The organism is Arenibacter echinorum, from assembly GCF_003259375.1.
Lineage (GTDB): Bacteria > Bacteroidota > Bacteroidia > Flavobacteriales > Flavobacteriaceae > Arenibacter > Arenibacter echinorum.
In genome coordinates this window covers 21,357-35,071 of the sequence record NZ_QLLN01000002.1, presented here as the reverse complement: position 1 = coordinate 35,071, position 13,715 = coordinate 21,357, and the positions used below count along the sequence as shown (strand labels likewise).

Here is a 13,715-nt window from a genome sequence, read left to right as displayed (position 1 = left end):
TTGTTTATTTTAAAGGGGTGTATTAATTCCTAAATTAGAAGCTCAAACCTGTTTTGGCATATGCATATGTCCAAGTAAAAACGCTAAGGTCTGCACCTACAGTCTCGGAACCAGCGGTAACCTCAGTAGTCCAGGTGGCAGCTCTTTCCGTAAATGTTGGATCTAAGATGATTGTAGATTGTACATCGTTTCCGGCGTCATCTTTCAATACTTTCTCAGAGAAAATACTGTTGTTGAAACCTACAATTTGCCAAGTCTCAAAAGTCAATTTACCATCCAAGAAGTTCTGAGCTACATCGTTGGCGTCCAATTCCACATCTTTTCCAGTTTGGAATCCAATGGCATAGATGTTCTTGGTAGTACCCATAGCATTACTTCTGTAATCTGCATATTCACCGTCAGCGGCTGTTGCACTTCCTACAATGGTAGTGTTCTGAAGGGTAAAAGAACCTGTGATAGAACCTTCTGGACCATCAATTTCAAAGGCGTGGTCAGAAGCCTCGCCTGAAACTACCAAAGCATTGTCTATAGTTCCTGAGTAAGCTTGGTCAATATCCAAAGCATCATCGCCCTGGGCCCAAACTACTAGGTTGGATGCGTCAACGGTTCCACCAAAGAATTCAACGCCATCATCAACGTTACCTACAACTTCTATATGGTTTATTTTTGTACCACGACCTACAGAACCTAAGGTTAGACCGTTTATCTCGTTTCCTTCTCCGATAAGGGCACCACCGTGACGTATAGAGATGTATTCCAATTCTCCTGAATTGTCATCGTCGTTCAATGCATCACCAGGACCGTAAAGTCCAAAAGTATCATCGGCAGGAATACCTTCTATTTGTACTTCGGTAACATCGTTTTTAAAAGAACCTGTAGCTCTCCCCAAAATGATTAAACCTCCCCATTTTCCTCTTGCGGTTTCGTCCAAATTGGTTCCGGCAGTTTGTCCAACACCTATGTTATCTTCTTCTGCGGTAAAAATAATTGGCTTTTCTGCAGTACCTACGGCCATAATCTTAGATCCTCTTTGCACAATTAGTGCAGAGGCCAAGGAACCTGAACCAGCCTTACCTTTAATAATGGTACCTGGCTCAATGGTCAAGGTTTTTCCAACCCCAACAACTACTTTACCGGCCAATAAATACATATTATCTGCAGTCCATGTGGTATCGGCAGATATTTCTCCGGATACGGTAATGATTTCTGAACAAGAACCTCCTATGTCTACACCAGTTTCGTCTCCGTTCTGGATACCATCTTCACAGGTAGCTGTTGCTTCGGTACATGGCTGACAATTAGGTCCACCACAATCAACACCGGTTTCTCCTTGGTTTTGAATTCCATCATTACAGGTAGCTGTTACTTCAGCAATTGGTGGTTCATCGTCATTAGTACAAGATGTAAATGCTAAGGCACCTATGGCCAATGCGGATAATAATAGTTTTTTCATTTCAATTGAATTTTTCGGTTTCATTTTTTTCGAGTTCACTTGTTGTATTTAAACATGGCAAATAAATGGCCTAACTGTAAAAGTCCCGTTACCCTCAGATTAATAGTTTGTTGGCTTAAGGTTATCTAAATGTTACTATATTAAATCCATGTTAAGAGGTTTGGTGTAATAGTATTATCTTTACTTTTGGCGCGGATAACCATTAAATATTAAGGTTAAACGGGCATGTTTAAATAGGTCACAATAATGGGTTGTGATAGATTACAGTAACCTCCTCCAAAGGGTATAGGTTGCAGATGACCGTATTAAAGACAAAAAAATTAAGGCATGAAAAAAAAGGACATTAAAATACTTTTGGTAGACGATGAACCGGATATTTTAGAAATTGTAGGTTATAATTTATCTGCCGAGGGGTATGAGGTTTTCACTGCAAAAAATGGAATTGAAGGGGTTGCGAAGGCAAAAAAGAAGAAGCCCCACTTAATTATTTTAGATGTAATGATGCCTGAGATGGATGGTATAGAAGCTTGCGAGATCATAAGGCGAACCGAAGGTCTGGAGGATACCTTAATTACATTTCTAACCGCCAGGGGCGAAGACTATTCGCAAATGGCCGGATTTGATGCGGGTGCGGACGATTATATAACTAAGCCTATTAAGCCCAAGGTTTTGGTGAGCAAAGTAAAAGCTTTGCTTAGAAGGCTTAAGAATGAAGAGCAGGAGGTAGAGGATATCTTTAAGGTTGGGGAGATTACCATTAACAGGGAGGAATATAAAATTGTTAACAATGGGGAGGAAATTATTCTTCCCAGAAAGGAGTTTGAACTTCTGGCACTATTGACTTCCAAGCCTAATAAAGTTTTTAAAAGGGAGGTGATCCTGGACAAGGTATGGGGCAATGAAGTGGTCGTAGGGGGTAGAACCATTGATGTCCATATTAGAAAACTGCGTGAAAAAATTGGTGATGATCATTTTAAAACGGTAAAAGGGGTAGGGTATAAGTTTGTGCTATAATGGTAACGAGGATTAAAAAATCGTATAGGTTTGCCCTACGTACCACAATTCTAATTTCATTTCTATTAACTGCAGTCTTGGGGATATTTTTGTGGAACAGCGGTTCCATGGATTGGAGTCTCCTAGCGTTCATTTTGGTAACTTCTTCCTTTATTTCATTTCTCGTAGTACAATTAAGAATAGAAAAATTTATCTATCGCAACATCGAGCGCATATATAATGATGTATCCCTATTGGAGTCCACCTCTTTGGCCCCTAAGACCATTACTACCGATATGCGAACCTTGACAGATGAAATAGAGAAGTTTGCCAAGGACAAAAAGATTGAAATAGATACTTTAAAAATCCGTGAGGAGTATAGAAAGGATTTTTTGGGTAATGTTTCCCACGAATTAAAAACACCATTATTTACGGTCCAGGGTTATATTTTAACGCTCTTGGATGGTGCCATGGACGATAAGAACCTAAGAAAAAAATATCTTCAACGGGCCAATAAGGGAGTGGAGCGACTTATTTACATTGTTAAGGATTTGGATCTCATAACCAAATTGGAAGTTGGCGACTTAAATTTGGAGCTAGAGGATTTTGACATTTTGGAACTGGTTCGGAATGTTTTTGAGCTTTTGGAAATGAAGGCCGCTAAAAAGAATATTACCCTGACATTTGACATGGATTATAAGAATCCAATTTATGTAAAGGCCGATAAAGAGAAAATACAACAGGTAATTACAAATTTGGTGGTCAATTCCATTAAATATGGACAGCAGAACGGTACCACCGAGGTGAGTGTAGAGAATTTAATTAAAAACAAGGTCATTATCCGGGTGACCGACAACGGCGAGGGGATTTCCAAACAACACCTTGCCCGAATTTTTGAAAGATTTTACAGGGTAGATAAAAGTGGGAGTAGGGCCGAAGGCGGTTCTGGCCTGGGATTGGCCATAGTAAAGCATATTATAGAGGCCCACAACGAGAAGATTTACGTGGAAAGCGTACTAGATATAGGATCCGAATTTTCCTTTACCTTGGAGAAGGCAACCAAGTAATTCCTAACTGCCGTATCACATAGCTTCAATATTTATAGACTGTTATGGCTATATCATCTCCTTCCCAAGTACTGTTCGGCTTCAAAGCCATTTTGTAGAATAAACTCTTATTCCCAATAACATTATTGGAACTTTCCATTGCCTTGATTAATTCTAAATTAAATAGGAACGATTAAGTTATTACCTTTAGGTACGACCTAGTAATTATCAACCGAAATCCTATGGAGCATATTGTTATTATTGGTAATGGAATTTCTGGAATTACGGCAGCGCGCCATATTCGAAAATTATCCGACAAAAAAATCACCATTATTTCCGCTGAGAGCAATTATTTTTTCTCCAGAACAGCACTCATGTATGTTTACATGGGCCATATGAAGTTTGAGCATACCCAGCCTTATGAGAATTGGTTCTGGAAAAAAAATCGTTTGGATTTGGTCAATGGATATGTGTCAAAAGTAGATACGGCCAATAAAAAGCTGATATTGAAAAGTTCCGAGGAAATTAAGTATGATAAACTGATCATCGCCACAGGTTCCAAATCCAATAAATTTGGGTGGCCCGGACAGGATTTGAAGGGGGTGCAGGGATTGTATTCCAAACAGGATCTGGAATTGTTGGAAGCCAATGCACCTAACAGTGAAGTCTGTAAAAGGGCTGTGATTGTTGGGGGTGGATTAATTGGAATAGAATTGGCAGAAATGCTTAGGAGCAGGGAAATTCCTGTTACTTTTTTAGTCCGAGAAACCAGCTTTTGGAACGGGGTCCTGCCCAAGGGAGAATCCCGAATGATCAATGAACACATTCTGGAACACCATATAGACCTAAAATTGGATACCAATCTTAAGGAAATTATTTCGGATGAAAAGGGTTGGGCAAAGGCCGTGGTTACGGACAAGGGGGAAACTATCCCATGTACAGTGGTTGGTTTGACCGCCGGGGTTACTCCAAATATTGACTTCCTAAAAGGTTCTGGAATAGAGACAGGTAAAGGGGTAAAGGTCAATAACTTCTTGGAAACCAATATTGCTGATGTCTACGCTATTGGGGACTGTGCCGAACAGCATGATGCCATTGGCAGCCGCAGGCCTGTGGAGGCCGTCTGGTATACTGGAAGAATGATGGGGGAAGCTTTGGCACAGACTATTTGCGGAAACAAAAGGGCCTATAATCCTGGGCATTGGTTTAATTCCGCCAAATTTTTGGACATAGAGTATCAAACTTATGGTTGGGTATTTAGTGAGAAATCCAAAAAGGACCAGGAACAACATTTTCATTGGCGGCATCCCAAGGAAAAAATATGTGTTACCATCGCCTTCCACAAAGACACAAAACAGTTTTTGGGGATCAATACTTTTGGAATTCGGATGCGTCATGAAATTTTGGACCGATGGCTTACAGAGAAAAGAAACATGGATTATGTGATGGAATATTTAAAGGATGCCAATTTTGACCCTGAATTCTATGCCCAATACGAGGAAAACATCGTTTCCCATTACAATTCACTTTACAGTGCCAACATTGCATCCAGGAAGAAAAGTTGGAAACGAATTTTTAGCAACATTTAAGATCTCAAAATGCAAATAATAAAAAAAATAGGGCTCTTCATTTTTTTGATCGGCCTTGCCATATTTACCATATTGCCTTTTATTGGCGAGTTTAAGGTAACCCCTGCGACCTTGGATCAAATAATTCAGGAAAAGGGGATTTCCAGTGAACTTTTTATCCAGAGGATGGAAGAAAATGTGGTAGGTAAAGAGTTTCAGGGAATGCTTTCATTATCGCCCAAAATAACCCAGATACTTGAAGAAGCCAATGCCCAGCATAGAAAGGACAAGGATTATAAAAAGTTGATATATACGGGGCCGCATGACATGGCTGCCGCGGTGGGCAAAGCCTCGGGCAGTGGCTTTGTATTGGAAAATAAGGGGCTTATGTGGTTCTTGACCTTCGGACTGGGTATATTGGGGTCTTTACTTTTTATTATTCCCAATATTGTTTTATTGGGTAAAAAAGGGATTAAGAATAATGGTATTTACCACGAGAATGCTACCAATAGGGGATGGATTGCCTGGATGGTCTTTGTTTTTCTCGTGTCCTTTTATTTGGTACTTTATTTTCGTTCGGAATATGCCGTAAACTGGACGTACCTAGTGGATCCCATCAGCGAATTTCTAAGTGGAAATCCTGCCGGACATTGGTTTGTGTACGGGTTTATGTATTGTACAGTGATGACTGTTATGGCTGTGCGCATGTACATTAAGTATAGGCATAATATGTATCAAATGGTACGTACTACCTCGGTTTTGTTCTTTCAAATAGTCTTTGCTTTTCTTATTCCGGAAATAATGGTGAGGCTCCAAATGCCCTATTACGACTTTAAAAATGCCTTTCCGTTGGATTACGATTTTTTTTTCCAATGGAATCTAAAATCCTTAATGAACAGCGGGGGAATAGGACTCTTTATCCTAGTATGGGGTATTGTACTTACTTTGGTAATCGTACCCGTTATGGTCTACTTTTTTGGAAAACGATGGTACTGTTCTTGGGTGTGCGGTTGTGGTGGCTTGGCTGAAACCCTAGGTGATCCATATAGGCAGCATTCCAGCAAGTCCCTCTTTTCATGGAAAGTGGAAAGGTGGTTGGTGCATGGGGTATTGGTCTTTGCCGTGGCAATGACCTTGATGACGCTATACAGTTTCTTTACGGATTCTGGCACCGTGTTGGGTTTAAAAACACAGAGTGTACAAAACACTTATAGTCTTTTGATCGGTGCATTTTTTGCAGGAGTAATAGGTACCGGGTTTTACCCCATTTTTGGAAATAGGGTATGGTGTAGGTTTGGTTGTCCACTTGCAGCCTATTTGGGATTTGTACAACGCTTTAAGTCGCGCTTTCGGATTACCACTAATGGAGGCCAATGTATTTCCTGTGGCAACTGCTCAACCTACTGTGAGCAGGGGATAGACGTCAGGGCCTACGCCCAAAAAGGTGAAAATATTATTAGATCCAGCTGTGTGGGCTGCGGTATTTGTTCTGCGGTTTGTCCAAGAGGGGTCTTGAAATTGGAAAACGGACCTCTTAAAGGAAGGATAAACCCTACTGAAATTCTGTTGGGGAATGATGTTGATCTAATGGATCTGGTCAATAAAAAATAATCTTTTGGTGGGTGTTGAAATAATTGTTGCAATCCTAAGGGGGAGCCCCATAGATTGATGAAAGTATTGATACCTTTGCGTTTTCTTTTGGGCTAACTAAATTATGGACACCCCCGGATACAGAACAATGGATAAATAAGTATGACCCTTCAACTACACTAATGACCGATATAAAAGTAATTATACCTGCCTACAATGAAGCTGAGTCCATTGCGAATGTCATAAAAGAGATCCCAAAAATTGTTTCTGAAATTATTGTTGTAAACAATAATTCAACGGACGATACAGCCCTTAATGCAAGAGGGGCAGGGGCCACTGTACTCACCGAGGATAGGATGGGATATGGCTATGCCTGCCTTATGGGAATTAATTACATTTCCAAACAATCCAAAACACCCGATATTATCGTATTTATGGACGGAGACTATTCGGATTATCCCGAAGAACTTTCCAAAGTGGTAAAACCCATAGTGGAAAACGATTTGGATTTCGTTATTGGGGCCAGAACAAAGGCGTTGAGGGAGGAAGGATCAATGACCCCGCAACAGGTTTTTGGAAATGCCTTGGCCACCACTTTAATGAAATGGTTCTTTGGAGCTTCTTTTACTGATTTGGGTCCGTTTAGGGCCATAAAGTACAACAAGCTTTTGGCGCTGGAAATGGAAGATAAGACCTACGGTTGGACCGTGGAAATGCAGTTGAAGGTTCTAAAAAAGGGTTTTACATATACCGAAGTACCAGTGCGTTATAAAAAAAGAATTGGCATATCAAAAGTATCAGGTACTGTAAAAGGTACTATATTTGCAGGCGTAAAAATCCTAGGTTGGATATTTAAATACAGTTTAAAATAATATGGGACTAACAGTTACTTACTTTATCATTGCGATTTACAGTATTTCCTTACTATTGATATTTTTTTATAGCTTGGCCCAACTTAATTTACTGGTCAACTATCTAGGATATAAAAGAAGAAATAAGGAGGCTCCAAAATTCAATTTATTGGATCCAAAAGAAATACCCTTTGTTACCATACAACTTCCTATTTATAATGAGGAGTATGTAGTGGAGCGTTTGTTGGAAAATATCTCGAAAATAGAATATCCAAAGAGCAAATTGGAAATTCAGGTATTGGACGATTCCACGGACGATTCCGTGCATGACACGGCCAAGAGAATAAAGGCCCTGCAGGAAACAGGATTGGATATACAGCATATTAGAAGGACCAACAGGCAAGGCTATAAGGCAGGTGCTTTAAAGGAAGGCCTGGATAAGGCCAAAGGAGAGTTTATTGCCATTTTCGATGCGGATTTCTTGCCTTCCAGTGATTGGTTGAAGAAAACCGTTATTTATTTTAAAGATCAGGAAATTGGTGTAGTTCAGACAAGATGGGGACATATCAATAGGGAGTATTCTACCCTGACACGTATACAGGCTTTTGCCTTGGACGCCCATTTTACATTGGAACAGGTAGGACGCAACGCCAAAGGACATTTTATAAATTTCAATGGTACCGCTGGTATTTGGAGAAAAGAATGTATTCTGGATGCCGGAAACTGGGAGGGTGATACCCTGACCGAGGATTTGGATCTTAGCTACCGTGCCCAATTAAAGAATTGGAAATTTAAATATTTGGAGGATGTAGAGACACCTGCAGAACTTCCTGTGGTAATCAGTGCCGCCCGTTCCCAGCAATTTCGTTGGAACAAAGGAGGGGCCGAAAACTTCAAAAAAACCGTTTGGAGCGTTATTTCTGCCAAGAACATCTCGTTCAAGACCAAGTTTCACGGGGTAATGCACTTATTGAATAGCTCCATGTTCCTATGTGTATTTTTGGTAGCACTGTTGAGTATCCCCATGATGTACATAAAAAATACCTATGACCATTTGGGATGGATTTTTGAAGCTACCAAATTCTTTATTCTAAGTACCATTATCCTTTTCGTCTGTTATTGGTTTACCTATAAGAGCATACAGGGCAGTGGTTTTAATAACTTTGTGGACTATATATCAATCTTCTTTACGTTTTTCTCTGTGGCCCTTGGATTTTCATTGCACAACTCCATTGCGGTCCTGGAAGGACATATGGGTAAAAGATCTGAGTTTGTAAGGACCCCAAAATTTAATTTGAACAGCATAAAGGACAGCTGGAAAGGCAATAAATATTTGGCTACCAAACTTTCACCGAATATGATTTTTGAAGCGGCCCTAATGCTTTACTTCCTTTTTGGAATGTATAGTGCCATTCCTTTGAACGATTTTGGACTTTTCCCATTTCATTTCATGTTATTTTTGGGCTTCGGTTATGTATTTTTCAAATCCCTTATGGCAAGGGCCTAATTAAAATTTATAAAAGCTATTCAAAAGCCCTGTTCTTTTTAAGGAACAGGGCTTTTTTAATTTTGAAATCGCTGAAGAGGTTTTAATCCTTAAACCATTAGTTAAGAAATAGATAGGTCTGCTCCAGCAAAGCTGTTGGAAGGCTGTTCTCAGCTACTGGCTTTCGTGAATTTCAAAAAAATAAGGGTTTCATTGCCAAAATCAAAATCGGAAGTGCTGTTATTTGATAATTTCATTTAAATTTGGGAGATTGCTGAATTATTAAATTGACCAAAAACTACCAGACTTCTATGATCCAAAGGGCCATTTCTTATTGGAAACTTCACAGGATTCCAATTTTAATGGTGCTGGTTAGCATCCTTTTCTATATTTCCTTTGGTTACCATTTGGATCGGACCGATTTTTTAAAGTTGCTGGGCCTCTATTTGGCGTTGTTCTTTTTATGCTATAAGCTGATTCAATTTGAAAAATGGAACTTTAAATTTTTGGCCATTACCGGTACGCTTTTCCGGATAATACTACTTTTTGCAGAACCTAATCTTTCCCAGGATTTTTATAGATTTATATGGGATGGGCAATTGATCAACAATGGCATGAGTCCTTACCTTCATCTCCCCAAGGACCTTATAATTGAGCATGGCCATCCCATGCACAATGCGGCAGAATTGGTTAGTGGCATGGGAAGCCTCAGTGCATCAAATTACAGTAATTATCCTCCATTGAACCAGTTTATTTTTGCCATGTCCACCTGGCTGTCGGGAAAGAGCGTGGTGGGAAGTGTATTGGTAATGAGAACCGTTATAATTCTGTCCGATTTGGGAATTCTATATTTCGGTCGCAAATTATTGCAAAAGCTCAATAAATCTACCCATCTGATCTTTTGGTATTTCCTAAACCCATTGGTTATTTTGGAACTTACCGGGAATCTGCATTTTGAAGGGGTAATGTTGTTCTTTTTTATTTGGTCCATGTGTCTTTTATGTAATAAAAAATGGCTGTTGGCGGCTATTGTTTATGCACTATCGATCTCTATAAAATTGGTGCCTTTACTATTTCTGCCCTTGTTCCTAAAATATTTCGGGATCAAGAAGAGCATGCTCTTTTATGCTGTTGTGGGTGTAACAACGGTCATTTTGGCTTTCCCGTTCTATTCCCCTGATTTTGCCAACAATTATATGGATACGGTGGGCCTGTGGTTCTCTAATTTTGAATTCAATGCCGGTTTTTATAATGCCATAAAAAAAGTGGCCGTAAATTTCGATGCCAAGCCTTGGGAACTCATCAAGGATTATGGGAAAATTACGCCCATAATCGTCATTGCCACTGTAGCCCTGTTCACGTTTTTCAGGGACAATAAAAAGATTTCAAGTTTGTTGACCTCTATGTTGTGGGTGCTGACCCTCTATTATTTTTTGTCCGCTACCGTACACCCTTGGTATATCATTTTCTTAGTGGTCTTAAGCCTGTTTACGGAGTTCAGATTTCCCTTGGTTTGGTCCTTAACTGTCATATTGAGCTACTGGGCCTATTCCAATGCAGGGTTTAAGGAAAATTATTGGTTGTTATCTGTTGAATATATTGCAGTATATGGTTTTATGTTTTATGAAATTGTTAGATTACATAACAAAAAGATGCTTTTTAGTAAAAATTGACACATCAATCCCAATAATTCATTTTTATTTGTACTTTTGATGGTAGAATGAATAACTCATATTACATACTTAACGTAAACAAGGTTTCCAACCTTGCTTATTCATTTACGCCTACACGTCGTCGCCCGTAAGGGTGCGCTTCTTTTATGGAAATAGGTGAGTCCATTTCCCTCTCAAAAAAAATAAATTTTAATTTTAATTTTAAAAGCAACATTCAATGAAGATTGTTATTGCTAACGATTCCCATTTTAAATATGCCGAAGTTATCTGCGAAACCATTGCGGAGTCGGCCAAAGTGCGCGGTACAGGGATTGCCAAGCGTACTCCTGAATATATTCAAAAAAGACTGCATAATGGTAATGCCATTATTGCTCTGGACGGCGATAAGTTTGCCGGGTTCTGTTATATTGAGGTATGGGGACATGAAAAATTTGTAGCAAATTCGGGTCTTATAGTACATCCTGACTACAGGAATCAAGGCTTGGCCAAGAAAATAAAGAAAGAGATTTTTGAACTTTCCAGAAGTAAGTTTCCCAATGCCAAAATTTTTGGGATTACTACGGGCTTGGCAGTGATGAAAATGAACTATGAGCTGGGCTATAAGCCGGTCACTTTTTCGGAACTTACCACCGATCCGGAGTTTTGGAAAGGTTGTCAGACCTGTAAGAATTTCGATATCCTTACCAGGACAGAACAAAAAATGTGTCTTTGTACAGGAATGTTGTACGATCCGGAAACCAAAGCCAAGGAGGCCCAAAAGGAGCCCAAGGAAAAATTGAATTCCAAGGCCTTTCAAAGGTTAAAAAGTATAAAGGAAAGTCTGTTCCTAAATAAGAAAACAAAGTAGTTGTACAGTACTGCTGTGAAAATATAAATAATAATAGTTTAGCATGAAGAAATTAGTTTTAGCATATAGTGGTGGTTTGGATACTTCCTATTGTGCCAAGTATTTATCAAAGGATCAAGGGTTTGAAGTACATGCCGTAAGTGTAAATACAGGTGGGTTTTCAAAGGAAGAAATAGAGAGCATTCATAAAAAGGCCTTGGAATTGGGGGCCACTTCGTACACTTCTATAGATGCTGTAAACACTTTTTACGAAAAGGTAGTAAAGTACTTGATTTTCGGAAACGTATTAAAGAACAATACCTATCCCTTATCAGTTAGTGCAGAGCGAATTGTTCAGGCCATTGAAATTGTAAATTACGCCAAAAAAGTTGGTGCCAAATATATTGCCCACGGTAGTACGGGAGCTGGGAACGATCAGGTTAGGTTTGATATGATCTTCCAGATCATTGCACCGGAGATCGAAATTATTACCCCAATACGGGATAATAAATTGGCAAGGGAGGTAGAAATTGAATATTTGAAGCAGAATGGGGTAGATTACCCATGGGAAAAGGCAAAATACTCTATCAATAGAGGTTTGTGGGGAACTTCAGTAGGGGGTGAGGAAACTCTTACCTCACACAAGTCCTTACCGGATTCTGCCTATCCAAGCCAACTGCAAAAAACAGAACCAACACAGTTGAAACTTACTTTCCATAAGGGGGAATTAATTGCGTTGGATGGGGATAACGATACCCCCGTGAACAACATCGTAAAATTGGAGGCCATCGCTTCCAAATACGCCATTGGTAGGGATATCCACGTTGGGGATACCATTATTGGCATAAAAGGTAGGGTCGGGTTTGAAGCTCCTGCTTCCTTGATCATTATCAAGGCCCACCATTTGTTGGAAAAACACACCTTGACCAAATGGCAACAGTACCAAAAGGAAATGCAAGGTAATTTTTATGGCATGTTGTTGCACGAAGGAAATTATTTAGATGAGGTTATGCGAAATATTGAAGCATTTTTGACCGATACCCAGAAGAACGTAAGTGGGGATGTCTTTGTAAGCCTGCACCCATATCGTTTTGAATTGGACGGAATATCCTCTCCGCACGATCTTATGAACGCCTCCTTTGGTAGTTACGGTGAGATGAACAAAGGATGGTCTGCAGATGATGCCAAAGGTTTTATAAAAATACTTTCCAATTCGGGAAAAATATACAATCACGTAAATCACAATAATGATTAAGGCAGGAATTATAGGTGGTTCAGGGTATACTGGAGGGGAACTTATCAGAATTCTCCTGAACCATCCAAATGCAACTATAGATTTTGTTTTTAGTACCACTAGGGCGGGTAAAAAAATTACCACGGCCCACCCTGATTTGTTGGGGGTAACCGACCTGGTATTTACTGGGGAGGTCAATAAGGATGTAGACGTGGTATTTCTATGTCTTGGGCATGGGAACTCCACCAGTTTTCTAAAGGAAAACGAGTTCTCCAAAGACACCAAAATCATAGATTTAAGCAATGATTTTAGGTTGGAGGCCGATGCCGTTCTAGACGGAAAAACTTTTGTTTACGGCTTGCCCGAACTGAAAAAGGAAGAAATTAAAAAGGCAAATTATATTGCCAACCCAGGTTGTTTTGCCACAGCAATCCAATTGGCGCTTTTACCCTTGGCAAAGGCACATAAATTGGATAAGCCGGTGCACGTCAATGCCGTTACCGGAAGTACAGGGGCTGGGGTAAGCCTTTCGGCTACCTCACATTTTAGCTGGAGGAACAACAATGTATCCTGGTACAAGCCATTTACCCATCAGCACTTAGGGGAAATTAATGAAAGTCTCCACAGCCTTCAGGAAAATACTGGTGAAATTTTCTTCCTGCCGAACAGGGGAAATTTTACCAGGGGGATTTTAGCTACGGCCTATACCGAGTTTGATGGGAGTTTGGAAGAGGCTTATAAATTGTACAAGGATTTTTATAAGGATGCCGCCTTTACCCAGGTTACGGAAGAGGATATCAACCTAAAACAGGTGGTGAATACCAACCAATGTCATATTCATTTGCACAAGCACAACAATACCCTCTTGATTACCTCGGCCATAGACAATTTGTTGAAAGGGGCTTCAGGGCAGGCAGTGCAGAATATGAACTTGATATTCGGATTTAAAGAAACGGAAGGGCTGCAATTAAAAGCAGGGGTATTTTAATGTTGTT

11 protein-coding genes are annotated in these 13,715 nt (G+C 39.8%); 10 read left to right on the top strand and 1 reads right to left on the bottom strand.

Features of this window, described 5'->3' with window-relative positions; genetic code table 11:
* Positions 1-34: 34 nt before the first annotated feature.
* Positions 35-1,453, bottom strand: a complete 1,419-nt coding sequence (locus tag LV92_RS04005) for a hypothetical protein (protein WP_111622948.1) — start codon at positions 1,451-1,453, stop codon at positions 35-37.
* A 327-nt stretch (positions 1,454-1,780) separates the two neighbouring features.
* Here LV92_RS04005 and LV92_RS04000 point away from each other — a divergent pair, with 327 nt between their 5' ends.
* The 10 genes from LV92_RS04000 to argC all read left to right on the top strand — a co-directional run bounded on the left by LV92_RS04000 (position 1,781) and on the right by argC (position 13,708).
* Positions 1,781-2,467, top strand: a complete 687-nt coding sequence (locus tag LV92_RS04000; protein WP_111622377.1) for a response regulator transcription factor — start codon at positions 1,781-1,783, stop codon at positions 2,465-2,467.
* The gene (locus tag LV92_RS03995) at positions 2,467-3,513 is read left to right on the top strand and encodes a sensor histidine kinase (protein ID WP_111622376.1); all 1,047 of its coding nucleotides are present in this window, start codon (positions 2,467-2,469) and stop codon (positions 3,511-3,513) included. The genes LV92_RS04000 and LV92_RS03995 overlap by 1 nt, the downstream gene beginning before the upstream one ends.
* 221 nt (positions 3,514-3,734) lie before the next feature.
* Entirely contained in the window at positions 3,735-5,081 is a 1,347-nt protein-coding gene (locus tag LV92_RS03990) for an NAD(P)/FAD-dependent oxidoreductase (protein WP_111622375.1), read from the top strand.
* Positions 5,082-5,090: 9 nt separating this feature from the next.
* Complete coding sequence (locus LV92_RS03985) at positions 5,091-6,671, top strand: 4Fe-4S binding protein (RefSeq protein ID WP_111622374.1); 1,581 nt, start codon at positions 5,091-5,093, stop codon at positions 6,669-6,671.
* 161 nt (positions 6,672-6,832) lie between these two features.
* Entirely contained in the window at positions 6,833-7,522 is a 690-nt protein-coding gene (locus LV92_RS03980; protein ID WP_111622373.1) for a glycosyltransferase family 2 protein, read from the top strand.
* A gap of 1 nt (position 7,523) precedes the next feature.
* Positions 7,524-9,008 carry a cellulose synthase family protein gene (locus LV92_RS03975; protein ID WP_111622372.1) on the top strand — a complete coding sequence of 495 codons (1,485 nt, stop codon included), beginning with the start codon at positions 7,524-7,526 and terminating at the stop codon, positions 9,006-9,008.
* Between the two features lie 266 nt (positions 9,009-9,274).
* Positions 9,275-10,660: a polyprenol phosphomannose-dependent alpha 1,6 mannosyltransferase MptB gene (gene mptB, locus LV92_RS03970; protein ID WP_317046753.1), complete on the top strand. Its 1,386-nt coding sequence runs from the start codon at positions 9,275-9,277 to the stop codon at positions 10,658-10,660.
* 217 nt (positions 10,661-10,877) lie between these two features.
* The gene (locus LV92_RS03965) at positions 10,878-11,507 is read left to right on the top strand and encodes a GNAT family N-acetyltransferase (protein ID WP_031445532.1); all 630 of its coding nucleotides are present in this window, start codon (positions 10,878-10,880) and stop codon (positions 11,505-11,507) included.
* 43 nt (positions 11,508-11,550) lie between these two features.
* Positions 11,551-12,741 (top strand): argininosuccinate synthase, encoded by a 1,191-nt coding sequence (gene argG / locus LV92_RS03960; protein WP_111622370.1) that lies wholly within the window; start codon positions 11,551-11,553, stop codon positions 12,739-12,741.
* Positions 12,734-13,708, top strand: coding sequence for an N-acetyl-gamma-glutamyl-phosphate reductase (gene argC / locus LV92_RS03955; protein WP_111622369.1), 975 nt, complete (start codon positions 12,734-12,736; stop codon positions 13,706-13,708). The genes argG and argC overlap by 8 nt, the downstream gene beginning before the upstream one ends.
* Positions 13,709-13,715 lie beyond the last annotated feature (7 nt).

Bases quoted from the DNA above. Each gene is read 5' to 3' on its own strand.
- LV92_RS03975 (WP_111622372.1), top strand. From the start codon at position 7,524: ATGGGACTAACAGTTACTTACTTTATCATTGCGATTTACAGTATTTCC.
- LV92_RS03965 (WP_031445532.1), top strand. From the start codon at position 10,878: ATGAAGATTGTTATTGCTAACGATTCCCATTTTAAATATGCCGAAGTT.
- LV92_RS03980 (WP_111622373.1), top strand. From the start codon at position 6,833: ATGACCGATATAAAAGTAATTATACCTGCCTACAATGAAGCTGAGTCC.
- LV92_RS04000 (WP_111622377.1), top strand. From the start codon at position 1,781: ATGAAAAAAAAGGACATTAAAATACTTTTGGTAGACGATGAACCGGAT.
- argC (WP_111622369.1), top strand. From the start codon at position 12,734: ATGATTAAGGCAGGAATTATAGGTGGTTCAGGGTATACTGGAGGGGAA.
- LV92_RS03985 (WP_111622374.1), top strand. From the start codon at position 5,091: ATGCAAATAATAAAAAAAATAGGGCTCTTCATTTTTTTGATCGGCCTT.
- LV92_RS03995 (WP_111622376.1), top strand. From the start codon at position 2,467: ATGGTAACGAGGATTAAAAAATCGTATAGGTTTGCCCTACGTACCACA.
- argG (WP_111622370.1), top strand. From the start codon at position 11,551: ATGAAGAAATTAGTTTTAGCATATAGTGGTGGTTTGGATACTTCCTAT.
- LV92_RS03990 (WP_111622375.1), top strand. From the start codon at position 3,735: ATGGAGCATATTGTTATTATTGGTAATGGAATTTCTGGAATTACGGCA.
- LV92_RS04005 (WP_111622948.1), bottom strand. From the start codon at position 1,453: ATGAAAAAACTATTATTATCCGCATTGGCCATAGGTGCCTTAGCATTT.